The organism is Alteromonas sp. DY56-G5 (genome assembly GCF_041414725.1).
Classification (GTDB): Bacteria; Pseudomonadota; Gammaproteobacteria; order Enterobacterales; family Alteromonadaceae; genus Alteromonas; species Alteromonas macleodii.
This window is the reverse complement of record NZ_JANHZQ010000073.1, coordinates 1-13,690: the sequence shown is the minus strand read 5'-3', so window position 1 is coordinate 13,690 and position 13,690 is coordinate 1. Positions and strand designations below refer to the sequence as shown.

Annotated in this window: 13 protein-coding genes; 6 read left to right on the top strand and 7 right to left on the bottom strand. The window is 44.7% G+C overall.

Going from position 1 to position 13,690, the window contains the following annotated elements; translation table 11 throughout:
- Positions 1-255 precede the first annotated feature (255 nt).
- Positions 256-1,674, top strand: coding sequence for a M20/M25/M40 family metallo-hydrolase (locus NO989_RS20815; protein ID WP_014948778.1), 1,419 nt, complete (start codon positions 256-258; stop codon positions 1,672-1,674).
- A 180-nt stretch (positions 1,675-1,854) separates the two neighbouring features.
- Here NO989_RS20815 and NO989_RS20810 read toward each other — a convergent pair whose 3' ends face one another.
- Positions 1,855-2,034 (bottom strand): hypothetical protein, encoded by a 180-nt coding sequence (locus NO989_RS20810; RefSeq protein ID WP_039233139.1) that lies wholly within the window; start codon positions 2,032-2,034, stop codon positions 1,855-1,857.
- 168 nt (positions 2,035-2,202) lie between these two features.
- Positions 2,203-2,415, bottom strand: a complete 213-nt coding sequence (locus NO989_RS20805; RefSeq protein WP_014948776.1) for a cold-shock protein — start codon at positions 2,413-2,415, stop codon at positions 2,203-2,205.
- 334 nt (positions 2,416-2,749) lie between these two features.
- On the opposite strand from NO989_RS20805, the gene NO989_RS20800 reads away from it, so the two are divergent.
- The 3 genes from NO989_RS20800 (at position 2,750) to glpQ (ending at position 5,452) form a co-directional block, all read left to right on the top strand.
- On the top strand, positions 2,750-3,460 hold the full coding sequence (locus NO989_RS20800) for an SDR family oxidoreductase (protein ID WP_101563822.1): 711 nt from the start codon (positions 2,750-2,752) through the stop codon (positions 3,458-3,460).
- A 266-nt stretch (positions 3,461-3,726) separates the two neighbouring features.
- Entirely contained in the window at positions 3,727-4,122 is a 396-nt protein-coding gene (gloA, locus tag NO989_RS20795; RefSeq protein WP_014948774.1) for a lactoylglutathione lyase, read from the top strand.
- 133 nt (positions 4,123-4,255) lie between these two features.
- Positions 4,256-5,452: a glycerophosphodiester phosphodiesterase gene (gene glpQ, locus NO989_RS20790; protein ID WP_239299783.1), complete on the top strand. Its 1,197-nt coding sequence runs from the start codon at positions 4,256-4,258 to the stop codon at positions 5,450-5,452.
- Between the two features lie 37 nt (positions 5,453-5,489).
- Here glpQ and NO989_RS20785 read toward each other — a convergent pair whose 3' ends face one another.
- Complete coding sequence (locus tag NO989_RS20785) at positions 5,490-6,362, bottom strand: OmpA family protein (protein WP_014975986.1); 873 nt, start codon at positions 6,360-6,362, stop codon at positions 5,490-5,492.
- Between the two features lie 341 nt (positions 6,363-6,703).
- Between NO989_RS20785 and rnt the strand changes: the two genes are divergently transcribed.
- On the top strand, positions 6,704-7,339 hold the full coding sequence (rnt, locus tag NO989_RS20780) for a ribonuclease T (protein WP_239299786.1): 636 nt from the start codon (positions 6,704-6,706) through the stop codon (positions 7,337-7,339).
- 73 nt (positions 7,340-7,412) lie between these two features.
- Here the strand turns inward: rnt and NO989_RS20775 are convergent, their stop codons facing one another.
- On the bottom strand, positions 7,413-8,018 hold the full coding sequence (locus NO989_RS20775) for a peroxiredoxin (RefSeq protein WP_014948770.1): 606 nt from the start codon (positions 8,016-8,018) through the stop codon (positions 7,413-7,415).
- 275 nt (positions 8,019-8,293) lie between these two features.
- Here NO989_RS20775 and NO989_RS20770 point away from each other — a divergent pair, with 275 nt between their 5' ends.
- Complete coding sequence (locus NO989_RS20770) at positions 8,294-8,488, top strand: bacterioferritin-associated ferredoxin (RefSeq protein ID WP_014948769.1); 195 nt, start codon at positions 8,294-8,296, stop codon at positions 8,486-8,488.
- A gap of 261 nt (positions 8,489-8,749) precedes the next feature.
- Here the strand turns inward: NO989_RS20770 and NO989_RS20765 are convergent, their stop codons facing one another.
- From NO989_RS20765 to NO989_RS20755, 3 genes are all read right to left on the bottom strand, one after another.
- A complete protein-coding gene (locus NO989_RS20765; protein ID WP_371343137.1) occupies positions 8,750-11,677 on the bottom strand; it encodes a TonB-dependent receptor domain-containing protein in 2,928 nt (975 codons plus the stop codon).
- A 219-nt stretch (positions 11,678-11,896) separates the two neighbouring features.
- Complete coding sequence (locus NO989_RS20760) at positions 11,897-12,952, bottom strand: FecR domain-containing protein (protein ID WP_014948767.1); 1,056 nt, start codon at positions 12,950-12,952, stop codon at positions 11,897-11,899.
- A gap of 1 nt (position 12,953) precedes the next feature.
- Entirely contained in the window at positions 12,954-13,586 is a 633-nt protein-coding gene (locus NO989_RS20755) for an RNA polymerase sigma factor (RefSeq protein ID WP_371343136.1), read from the bottom strand.
- Between the last annotated feature and the right edge of the window lie 104 nt (positions 13,587-13,690).

Here is a 13,690-nt window from a genome sequence, read left to right as displayed (position 1 = left end):
ATCGCGATCGCAGCCTTCGGCTGCTAGAAAAAATAAACCCCTCCGAAAAAAGAGGGGTTTATCATCAATCTGAGGAGCCTTAGGCTCCTTTTTTATTCTCCATTTATTTTCTCTCAAGAGGAATTTTGCGACTAACACACGACTTACGCTTGTGGTTTGCCTCGAAAGGGACAACCAAATTGGCTATGATGGATGGGTTAGAGTTTTGCTCGCGCAAATAAAAAAGAAATATAAAAATAAATCCATGGAGAACACATGTCTCGATTGAATACTATCGCTAGAAGGCTGGCGTTTGGTGCATTAGTAAGTGCATGCAGTTTTGGTGTTTTTGCAGAAACTTCCCCCATTACTGACGAGCAAAAGAAAAATGCGGAAGCACTAATTCAAAAAGCCCTGAAAAGTGATTTAGGCTATAGCATTGTTGAATCACTAACCACTGAGATTGGCCCTCGCCTGGGCGGCTCTGAAGCAGAAAAGCGAGCTAGAGATTGGGGCGTGGTGGTAGGAGAGCGCCTAGGTTTTGATAAAGTCAGCATAGAAGAATTCACTATGCCATTTTGGGATAGAGGCCACCTACACATTTCACTCACGGCGCCTTATGCCCAGCCGCTTTACGGCACAGCCCTTGGCGGCGCTGCGCCTTCTGAAAGCGAGATCAATGCAGACATCGTTTATTTCAGAGATATTCACGCGCTAACCGCAGTTAAAGATGGTGCCCTTAAAGGCAAAATTGCATTTGTAGACGGCGACGCCATGGTTAAAAGCCAAACAGGTGCAGGCTATGGTCAAGCGAACCAACGTCGCCGTATTGGTTGGCAACATGCTCAACGCGGCGGCGCTGAAGCGCTGGTCGTGCGCTCAGTAGGTTCAGACTCTCATCGTTTCCCTCACTCAGGCATGATGAGCTCAGACGGCGATAATTGGGCAGATATCCCCGTAGTCGCTATCTCAAACCCAGACGCAGACCATTTACGACGTTTACATAACTTAGGTAAACCGCTGTCATTGTCGCTTCACTCTGAATCGAAATGGAAAGGCGAAGTAAACAGCGGCAACGTAATACTGGATTTAGTGGGCAGTGAGAAGCCCGAAGAAATTATCCTTATTGGCGGCCACCTAGACAGCTGGGATTTAGGAACGGGTGCAGTTGATGACGGCGCAGGCGTTGCTATTACCACGGCAGCGGCTGCGTTGATTGCTTCTTTACCAGAGCGCCCAAAACGCACCATTCGTGTGGTCATGTTTGGCGCTGAGGAAGTGGGCTTATTAGGTGCCTTTGCTTACGCTAAACAACACGAAAAGAACCTTGAAAATCACGTTCTGGCCACAGAGTCTGACTTTGGTGCGCAAACTATCTGGCAAGTAGTGTCAAATGTGAATCCCGAAGCGACTGTGCTAGTCGATGAAATCGCGAAGATTTTATCACCGCTAGGTATAGTGCGTGGCGGTTCAGACATTGCTGGCGGCGGCCCTGACATTATTCCGCTAGCAGCGAAAGGCGTACCAACGATTAGGTTAAATCAAAACGGTAGAGATTACTTTGATCTTCACCATACGCCAGATGATACCTTAGATAAAATTGACCCCGATGAGCTTGCGCAAAACATTGCAGCCTACGCAGCAAGTATATACTTGTTAGCCGATTCGGACGTTGACTTAAAAGCTAAACAGTAGTTACACGTTAGTAATCATCAAACATTGGTCAGTGCATCTCGTGCTGGCCAATGCTTACCCTCGCCTCTGCTAATACCCATTCTGCATTCCCACGCTCCGCTAGCAAACTTGCCAGCGCCTTCTGAGTAGGCAATGATCTATGTGGATTGGTAAATATACCTCGTCCGAAATACTCAGGCTTTATTGCGCTTGAATAAGCTGGGCAACAAATCGCTTCGCCTCTTGCCTTGATGGCAGCTCTACATGCCGATACGTATTCGCATGTTTAAAAGCAACGGTTGTTTTATTTATGGAGATATTTGAGATTAACGCACCTGACATGGCGCTATTAAAGGTAGAGATAGAATCTTGAAATTGCATAGTAAATACTTCTTTATTAATGTTGTTTGTTTTGAATTCCTCGCAGGTTGGGTAAAGAAATCGAAAAACGATAATTAGGCTCTAGCGTGAACATAGCGTTTCAGAAAGAGCCCACTTTTTTGAGGTCACTTCAGAAAAGAGAAATGACCTTAGATAAGCATAGAGGTCTTATCGAACTACTACGTTAGCGGCTTGAGGACCTTTTTGGCCTTGTTCAACTTCGAAGCTAACTTCTTGGCCTTCTTTCAACGTTTTGAAACCGTCAGAAGCAATTGAACGGAAGTGTACGAATACGTCTTTGCCGCCAGCTTCAGGAGTGATGAAACCAAAACCTTTTTCTTCGTTGAACCACTTAACTGTACCGTTTACAGAATTAGACATAATAAAAACCTTTTAAAAAAATTGATGTGATGGTGGAAAACCACCGAATAGCTATAGACATCTCCAAGCTAGTAAAGCAGTTGTATATCTATATAAAACTTCAATTTGAAGGATTTAAAAAAGAGGTACAGCGCAGTATTAGGTAAAGCAAATAACATATCTAGAGCGATGCGAAAGGTACAGGTAATCGCGAGCAATGTCCACTAGTTTTCAGTTTATTTTTTAACCAAAACACAACTTTTTTACAAATTTTTTTGGCGAAGCTGAATACGTATGTTTGTTCAAGGCACTTGAAAGCTAGGTTAACCTTGCTTTTTTGCTATAGGTTTAAATTATGACAGACACGTATGCGTTAGCAGGTAAAACAGCCATTGTTACTGGAGGCGGAAAAGGGCTAGGTAAAACTCTCGCTCGCTTTCTACTAGAAGCAGGAATGAACGTAGCCATTTGTGGGCGCACTGAAACTGCGGTCAAGCAGACTGTAGAGCAGTTCGACGCCCTATTCCCAGGTAATGTCATTGGCCAAGTTTGTGATGTATCGAAAAGCGCTGATGTTGCCAGTTTTGTTAGAAAGGTCAAAGATACATTTGGCGAGCTACACGTCCTAATTAATAACAGTGGCTTTGGTAAGGAGACCCTTATCTGGGAAACCAGTGAAGAAGATTGGGACGAAGTAATGGATACTAACGTAAAAGGGACTTTTCTCATGTGCAAAGAGGTCGTACCTCACATGATTAACAACAAGGAAGGCTACATTATCAACATCGCTTCTCAGGCGGCATTGAACGGCTATGCCAATGCAGGCGTTTACTGTGCATCAAAATTTGCGATGGTGGGGCTTGGAAAAGCGTTGCAAGAAGAGGTTCGCCCCTACGGTATTCACGTTCATTCCCTAAACCCTGCACTGATACAGTCGCAGAAAGCAGAAACAGAGAAAGTGGACGATGGCCTGATTCAAAATGAAGACTTAGGCAACATGGTGGTTTACCTATTGAGCCAACCTCGCCGTCTTAAAATTGATAATATCGGCCTATGGGGCTATTAATACCAGTCCGCATAGATAATTACCCACTCAGCGAGACTTAAAATGTTCGTAATCGCGGCGTGTTACCGCAGGTATAGTACGTTTAACTAGAATTGTAATATTGTCTTAAAGCGTTAACATTTCCTAATTAACATAAAAGCGTGTCGTTTGCGTTTACTCAAATAAAGTACTCATCGTATTTATGTGTACAAAAAGTAACGGCCAACACGCAATCACAGTGCAGTGTGCCATCGAGTAATTCCGATGGCTCAAAAAAGGAATCTCTTATGCGAATGCTTCACACCATGCTTCGAGTTGAAAACTTAGAGGCCTCTCTTCACTTTTATACCTCACTCATGGGCATGCGCCTTCTTCGCCAGTCTGAAAACAAAGAGTATGAATACACGCTAGCTTTCGTGGGATATGGCGATGAAACCGAGAGTACCGTTTTAGAGCTTACCTATAACTGGGGCGACAACACCTACGATAAAGGTAACGCGTATGGTCATATTGCGATTGAGGTCGATGATATCTATCAGTTTTGTGAAAACTTAGAAACAAACGGCGCTGATGTATATCGTAAACCGGGGCCAGTAAAAGGCGGTTCCACAGTTATTGCTTTTGTTCGCGACCCCGATGGGTATGCAATAGAACTCATACAAAATAAATCCATTTCGCTATGAAATGGCTCAAAAACAAGAACTGAAGATGCAGCCAGCGTAGTCAAAGCGATTTGAACGCTTAAGTCGCCAAACTATCAACTTAAAAACGTGCGGCTCTGGAAAAAACGATAAAAACCACATGGAGTGATATGACATGCTAGGTAACCGCTTATTATTTTCGCAAAATGATAAAAACAAAAGCCAAGCTAGAACAGCGATAAGTCGGAAGCCTCGAGCAGCGCACAATATAGGCTTGCGCAGTCAGCCAAAAGCAAAACTGGCCGCTATTCTGCCAGCGTTTTTTATCGCTTTTACCGGTGCAGTTGCTGCTGGCAGTGCGTTTTCGGCCATGGCTGCAAATAACGAGAGTGCGCAAACACACGCTGACACAAAAGAAAATGTTGAAACGCACTTTACCGTGATAGCCCATCGCGGCGCGTCGGGCTATTTACCTGAGCATACCCTTGAAGCAGCTACCCTCGCCTTTTCTCTGGGCCCTGATTTTATTGAGCAAGATGTTGTTATCACCAAAGACGACATACCCGTTGTGCTACACGACATCCACTTAGAAACGGTCACCAATGTAGAAGATGTGTTTCCTGCACGCCATCGCGATGACGGCCGCTATTACGCGCGTGATTTTACTCTTGAAGAACTGCGACAACTGCGGGTACACGAGCGCGCTAACAGTGACGGGAAGCAAGTTTTTAAAGATAGGTACCGCGGCACGCATGCTAATTTTAAAGTGGCCACGTTAAATGAACACTTTGAGCTAATCAGCGAGCTAAATCGCCAATTTGGAACGTCTGTAGGGGTTTATCCTGAAGTAAAGTCCCCTGCCTTTCACATTAAAGAAGGCGTTGATGCCAGTAAAATCGTTGTAGATGCCTTAAATGCTTACGGGTTTGGTGGAGAGAGCGGTAATAGCTACCTGCAATGCTTCGATTTTAACGAAGTTAAGCGCGTTCGTGAAACCCTGGGCTATAAAGGCAAAGTTGTGATGCTGATTGGCGAAAACGACTGGGGCGAAAGCGACACAGATTATAACTGGCTGCGCACTCAGGAAGGCATGCAGCAGGTTGCGTTGTATGCCGATGGCATAGGCCCTTGGTTAGGCCACTTACTCGATAATGAAGCGATGACTCAGGGAAAAATAGAAGCCGCGGCATGGATTGCCTACGCCCACGAAAATAACCTGACAATCCACCCCTACACCTACCGACATGATGCACTACCAGCAGGTATGAGTTCAGAACAAGTCTTGGAAGTTTTAGACAAGGTGGTAGGTGCTGACGGTGTTTTCACCGATCATTTAGTACCGGTATTAAGGTGGCGAGAAAAATTAAACTAACGCATTTTAAAGCGAGTGTAGGCGCGACAATTAGCGCCTAGGATTTTGAAAGTCGCACCACCACGCGTCTGTTTTGGGCGCGGCTTTCTCGTGTATCGTTTGGCGCAATATGGCGTTTCTCACCGTGGCCTGTCAACTGAATTCGATCTTCAGGTACACCTAGCGTCGTCAAATAGCTTTTTACTTCGTTAGCACGTCGAATAGACAACTGTTCATTATTATAGCGACCGCCGTAGCTATCGGTGTAACCATCAAGAAGCACAAGCTCAAGCTCGCTGTCTTCTTTTAAGTATTCACCTATCATGGTTAAGCGCTTCTGCGAATATTTGGTTAGCTCTGTACTGTTGTTTTGATACGACAATACCGTGTAGGCAATGTCATCAAAGCCGAAGGGCAATAAGTTCGATACACACTTCACAAATTCACGATACACACCAGAGAAGTTGCTAGCGTTTAATGCCACACTTACTTGGTCGTATTTGTTATACCAATCTTGGTAATAGATTGTGGGCCAAAAGCCTTTTTCTAATTCAGACAACATAGTCCAAGCCGCATCCTGCGGAAGGTCGCCATTGTACTGTTTACGAATAGACATGTCGGCAATGGTTTTAGGCGCAACGCCTGGCATCCATTTAGGTGGTACAGAATAAACAGCGGCCATATCAAATTTGCTTGGCAGCAAATACATGTCCAGTTCGAATTCCATATTAAGCTGCTTCGACGCTGAGCTCGTGAACATGGCTTCGCCATAACCGGGTAGTTCGTGGTTCAAGGTACACTGAAGTCGCGTGTCTTTGTCTATTCGCCAGTTGGAGCTTTCTATGGTTGCAGAATATTGCCGCATGGCAGCGTGGGAAGACAATGACCCCAGCATCCCCAATAAAGCGATGTATTTTAATTTCGACACCATTTCGACACCATAACGAAAATCAGACTAACACAGGTAAAAGACAACACTACGTGCACAAATTACCGAACATAATGAATCAAATTAGCTCACACAAAAAGAAGAAATGTGCCTAATGATTTTTTCACGCTTAATTTGATTATCGTCCAAATTGTAGAAAAGTTTAGCGTTTAATACCATTCGCGTTTTGTACTTTTGCTAGCCCCCTGATTTAACAGTTTATAAATTGCAACTGGCAACTCGAGAGTATCCTTGCGATAATTCTTTTACGCAATATGCTTCGCAGGTTGGTACGCATTTTAGTCACCAACCAATTAACGCAATCGAGTCTTACAAGAGTGTTTATGTCTGCCAACCCGCCCCTTCTCTCCCAGCGCTTTCGAGGTTACTTTCCCGTTGTTATCGACGTTGAAACAGCCGGATTTAATGCAGGCACTGACGCCCTGTTAGAATTAGCCGCGGTAACGGTGAAAATGGATGAAAACGGTATACTTCATCCTGATCAAACTTTTCATTATCACATTGACCCCTTTGAGGGCGCTAACCTAGAGCCAGCAGCCTTAGAATTTAATGGCATCGATCCTAATTGTGCATTGCGAGGGGCTATTGAAGAAAGCGAAGCCATGAAGGAATTATGTAAAGGCATCCGCAAGGCGCAAAAAAATGCAGACTGCCAACGTTCAGTTATTGTTGCTCACAATGCAACGTTCGATCAGAGTTTCGTCAATGCCGCGATAGAACGCTGCAATATAAAACGCACGCCGTTCCATCCGTTTGTTTCATTTGACACCACCAGCCTTGCTGGATTGGCCTTAGGCCAAACGGTTTTGGTAAAAGCATGCCGTGCAGCGGGGATCGCATTTGACCAAAGTGAAGCGCACAGTGCGCTGTATGACGCCCAAAAGACCACCGAGCTATTTTGCTATATGGTAAATCGCTATAAAGCGCTAGGCGGATGGCCTGTAGAAAATAAAGAGTAGTTTTATTCAAACTGATATAAACAAAAACAGCGCCAAAAGGCGCTGTTTTTTTATAATCTTTAAACAGTTTAGCTTATAGCTTGTCTGCTTCTTCAGATAGGTACTTAGCAACACCTTCAGGCGACGCATCCATACCAGCTTTACCTTCAGTCCAACCCGCTGGGCAAACTTCACCATGCTCTTGGTGGAATGCTAGTGCATCAACCATGCGTAGCATTTCATCAACGTTACGGCCAAGTGGAAGGTCATTGATTACCTGATGACGTACCATACCTTCTTCGTCAATTAGGAATGAACCACGGAACGCAACGCCATCTTCTGGGTGCTCAACATCGTATGCCTGGCAGATGTCGTGCTTAACGTCGGCAACAAGGGTGTACTTAACCGGACCAATACCACCTTGATTTACCGGAGTGTTTCTCCACGCATTGTGTGAGAACTGAGAGTCGATTGAAACACCGATCACTTCAACACCACGCTTTTTGAACTCGTCGAAACGCTTGTCAAAGGCGATAAGCTCTGACGGGCAAACAAACGTAAAATCTAGTGGGTAGAAGAATACAACAGCTTTCTTGCCCTTGATTGCTTCACTTAGTGTGAAAGTGTCAACAATTTCACCACTACCAAGTACCGCTGCTGCAGTAAAGTCAGGTGCTGGACGGCCAACTAATACACTCATGAGTCTCTCCATTTATATTTGGATTGTAATAATAGAAGTGATTACGTTGCGTAACCACTTTGATAAGAAATTTCCTTCAAAGAAAATAGGTACGAATATGGAAATAACAATATTAAACAACGAGTTTTTTTACTGATCATACCAATAACCGCTTAACATCCCCCCACACTGTTCAGTCTTTCTTCAATTACCTTGTATTAAATTTGTCATTATCCACTTGCTAAAGCAAAGAATAACAATTATTATCATTTACAGATTCATTTGGAGTACGTTTAATGTTTGTTTGCATGTGCTATGGGGTAACTGATAAAAGCATTCGCGCAGCGGTTGAAGAAAACGGTGTGGGAAATATGCGAGAGTTACGTCAACATTTAGAGCTTGGCTCACAATGCGGTAAGTGCATCAACATGGCGCAACAGATCATTGACCAAACTATCGTCGATGAGTCCCTATTCAAAGACGTTGGCTAGGCAATTAGCCAACCCGCGTATTCTTAAAACGCAACGTCATCGCTCTTAGCATCCTTGGCTAGACTTTAAACACCATATTTATTATCACGATTATTCCTTTAAGTGACCTAAGTCATATTCTAGTTTAATTACCTAAGTAACATTCACATCGTTACCTAAAACGATAGGTTGTTGTCCTTTCAAACTCAGAGCTAGGCTCATTTCCTTACTTTCAATGAGTGCAGCGCGCCATTTAACTACGTAGCTTTGCTGAAGCATGCCCTAGTTAAAGGTGTACTCAATGCCTGCATAATAGAAAGCCCCATTGATACCGCTAGGCGATGTAGGTGGGTAGAGTGCGCCAACTTCACCTTGAAAAGGATTTTCATTAGGCAGCGAATCAAACAGATTTTGGGCGCCGAGGGTAACTTGTGTTTGAGGCAGTACTTTCCATGCAACTTGGGCATCGAATGTGGTTAACGCATTGCCGTATATGTCCATGCCTGCGGACGCATCAAGATGGTCTTCATAAAACTCACCGTAATAGTTCAGTCGCCAAGTAAATGCCCAATTTCCTTTCGATTGCTCCAGCGTGATACTGCCTCGATGAGCAGGCAAGTTATCTTCCAGCATGCGAATTCTTGCCTGTGTTAGATTAGGTAGAAGCCGTATTTCGTCCCCCACTTGCGCAGGATAAAGTGTAACCCGCTCTACTTGTGTGTCTGTCCAGTTGAAGGCAAGAAGTAAAGAATTTGACCAATCAGCTAGCGCAAAATTGTAGTTAACAACTAAATCAACACCCTGAGTTTTTGTGTCAAAGTCATTTGTAAAATACTTTGCAGCATTATATTTCGCCGCATCTGGACGCCCTTGGGCAATAAGCGCACTAATGTCGTCGTCGGTTAACGGGATTGCAGATGTCGTACTAATGCGATCAGAAAGGCGAATATTGAAATAGTCGAGCGTCGCAAAAAAGTTCTCGCTTGCCTGCATAACAAGCCCGAGGCTAAAGTTCACCGATTCTTCAGGCGTAAGTGGAGTTGCGCCTAGTTGCAGTGAGATAAGATCAGTTGGAGGCAGCGTTGCTTGGTCTTCCAAACCGTTAACACCGTAGGCGGTAGTTACGTTGATAACATTACTCTGCCCTACTGTTGGCGCCTTAAAACCGGTGTTTACAGATCCGCGTAATGCAAAAATATCATTTAATTTATAGCGAGTACTCAATTTCCCATCGAATGTCGAACCGAAATCACTGAAATGCTCTACACGTGTGGCCACGCCAAACTGCCATGCTTCGGTAACATAAAATTCCAAATCGGCGTACACGGCCCAATTGCTTCTGCTCCAGTGCCCGGCACTTTGAGGCTGATACCCCGGAAAACCGTTGGAACCGATGGAAAAGCCTTGGTTCAACCCAAGTGGCGGCTCTAGAGCGAAAGGGCCTGCAATATATGACGCTTCATCGCCGGACTTTTGAAAATAGGTTTCTTTGCGCCATTCTAAGCCCACGGCAATGCTAACCGGATCGTCGAAAATAGTTTGAATGAGTTTGTTAAAATCTAAGTTAAGCGTTCGCTCTACTTGCGACACACCACCGGGCGAAAACGACGTTGGCGTTTGTGGCCCTAACGATGGATTAACCGTATTGGAGATGGTGTACTCAATGTCACTGTAGCCCAATGTCGCACTGGCATCCATCGCCCAGCCATTAGGTAACTCATGTTTAACGCCCATCGCAACAGAAGCGTCCGTTATCGTACCCCCAAATTTTGGTGTGAAACCGCCAGGGAACCACTCGTTGAAAGCAAAACAGTTGGCACCAAGCGCCGTTGTGTTATCTGCAATAAGTTGATACGTGGGGTCCAGCAATACACTATTGCTGGACAAGGTTATAGAAGGGCAAGCAATTCCACTTTCCAATCCATCGAGATCGGCTACAATCAGACGACTTTCCCCTGTATTTGGGTCGGTACGGCTGAACACCCCTTCTCGGGTTTGCGGATTTCGAAAGTAAAAACCACCGTTTATTTCTCTTCTTGCTGCAGTGGCAAAGCTGTAAAATTGTGATTTAGACGAAATGTCTGCGCCTGCATTTAGCGCAAGTTTAATATCTTCGTTAACATCAAGCGCTCCCCATACTTGGGACGGTGACGCGATGAACACATTCCCTTGGTCAATCAAGTTCTGCGCATCAATCCGCTGTACAGAGCGCGACGTGCCATTTTGCTGACGATACTCTGCCGTTGCATTTAAAAAGCCGTTTTCTCCAATAACAAAGCCTTTATTCAACTGCACTTGAAACAGTTCGCCGTCGCCTTCACTGTATCCGCCAACTTTCAGCGCAACATGCCCTCCTTCACGAGCATCCTTAAGTACGAAGTTAATCACGCCTGCAATGGCGTCTGAGCCGTACTGGGCTGCTGCACCATCTCGCAATACTTCGACTTGCTTTAACGCATAGGCAGGAATAACCGATATATCAGGCCCTTGTGCACCGTCAGATAAACCTCCGCCTAAAAACGTGATTACCGCAGAGCGATGGCGTCGCTTTCCGTTAAGCAGCAAAAGCGTGTGATCCGAGGACATGCCTCTAAGGTTCGCCGGCCTTACCAGGCTACTGGCATCATTGATGGGCTGATCGTTTACGTTTAACGAAGGAACCATCACGCTTAACATAGAAAGCACGTCTGAATTTCCCTGTGAGTTAAGGGTTTCAGAACCAATCACATCCAAAGGAACTGGTGAGTCAACAGCACTTCGAGGCGAGTTACGAGTACCGACGACCGCAATTTTTTCAAGTCCATTGCCTCCCTCGTCTGTTTTCTTTTCGGTATCTTGTGGCTGTGTTTCCTTCGCCACTAACGATGAACGAGAACGAATACTTACCGCACCGCTTTCATCAGTCACTACCGCCAATTCTGTTCCTTCAAGAAGCTGTGCCAGCGCTTCATTCAGTGTGAACGTACCTTCCAATGCGTTTGTTTTCACTTTTTTTGCTAAATCAAAAGGAAAAAGCAATGTGGTATTTGCCTGTTTAGCTAGTTCGGTTAGCGCTTCATTAGCATTTTGTGCGGGTATTGAAAAGCTGTAAGCACCCAATTTTGGTTCGGTTTGGTCGGGTGATTGCGAAGGGCTGTCTGTTTGTGCATGAAGCGCTGGTGCTATGAAAAGAAAAAAGCCGGACGCTATGTGTAGTGCCGAGAGGGACAAAATACGGGAGAATTTGCACATTCTTTTTTGCAAAAGGCATTGGGCCGAACACGCTAGGGCATGCAGCTTTTCTATTGCCTTTTTGGTTTGCCTGCTTATCGCAAAATTGCTGTATTGCAAGATATAAAATCGATGTGCTTATTATTTTAATTATATTGTCACATTAAAGAAATTGATGCCAACTACGAATAGTAGAAAGCACCTATCTTTCAGAAATATTTAACTTTTCGCTAGCTTAAGCTCAATACTTGTTTCTGTGACTTTCTCGTAATTGATATTAAAGCTGCTCTTAAGTGCTGACAACAAACCGTCTATATCGCCTACCTTAAAGTAGCCCGCTACACGTCGCTTGCGCAGACTTTCATCCGAAATGTTAAAGCGAACGGGTGTATAGCGCCCAATCTCAGCTAATACGGCCTCTAGCGGTTCACCTTTAAATACAATCATACCTTGTTGCCACGCTAAATCGTCGTCAATGTCATTTTGAGACATGCTTTCACGGGCTTCAACTTTACCTTGCACTGTGGCTTTTTCACCTGCGAACATGAGAAGCCCTTCTTCAGCAACAGGACGTTTAGTGAAGAGCGATTCATTTGAGGATGAAGCCTTAAAGCGATCTTTCACCAATACCTTTCCGTCGGTAACCACTAACTCAAACGCATTATCATCCACATATTGCATATTAAAAGCAGTTCCAACGGCGGTAACGGTGTTGTTGCCTGCAGTCACAGAGAACGGGCGAGACGTGTCGTGAGCCACTTCAAAGTGTGCCTCCCCTTTCAATAAAACGATATTGCGCGCCGTTGATGAGAAGTCTACGGTAACGACAGAGTTTGTATTTAGATGAAGTTTAGAGCCATCGGCTAACGTCACGTTTTTCTGTTCGCCAACACCGGTTTGTACCTTTTGTGTTACCGCTGCGAATTCAGGGGTGCTATTTAGCCACGTGCGCTGAACCACTACCCCAACAGCGATTGCCATCACTAAAAATGTGGCCGCAATGCCCCAAACCGCTGTTTTAGGCATATTGCGTTTTTTCGACGACTGACGTGAGGTAGGCTGCGGGAATAAACCGCTCAATTCATTTAATACCGACATGTCGTCCCACAAGCTAGCGGCGTCGAGCAAAGCTTGACGATGCGCATTACTTTCCGACAACCAAGCATCTAGCTCCGTCTTTTCGTCACTGTTTAAGCCGCGATCGAGACGGCTTATCCATAAGCATGCTTGCTCTTGGATATCTTCTTTGCTTGAAAACTGGCGAATATTATTCATGTTAACTACGGCTTATGTCCTGAGTCGCGTTAGCAGTGGCACGGGGGGATGCACTGTCCTTTGACAGCTCGGCTAAGTACCTAGAGCACATCATTAAACCTTTGGCGACATGCTTCTCAACGGTGCTTTCGCTTAGCCCCACAAGCTCTGCAATCTCTTTTTGTCGCATGCCATATACTTTTTTCAGCAAAAATACGCGTTTTACATCAGCAGACAGTGTATCTGTCGCTCGGCAAAAATGAATAAAACGCTCTTTGCTTTCTACATTTTTTTCTAAACTGTGCCCTACAAGCTCATAAGGCAAAATATCCATGTCATCGAGCTGATGCTTATTTTTGTTTTCAGCTTTTGCAACATGGTTCAGCGCTAGATTACGCGCTGTCTTGAGCATATAGGTACGCTCATACTGTATTTCTTGTTTTAACTCTGCTTCGTAGCTTTTAATAAAAGCTTCTTGCACGATGTCTTCAATGTCGTCGGCGCCAACAATAGAACCTACCGCACGCATTAGCTTTGAGCGGTATTTTAAGAAGGTTTCAGCTACTGTCGACTTTCTCGTCATAATATTAAATGTTGTGTGTTTCGATTTGCTTACATTGGCATCAATAATGCCTGCTTTTTCGTTCTTTTTCACCTAATAAAATAAAAGGGGGCTAATGCCCCCTCAGACTGTTGAAAAAGCCCTAGACGAAAGTCTGGGGCTTTGATCTAATAGGCATAGTGAAATTCGGAGTGTTC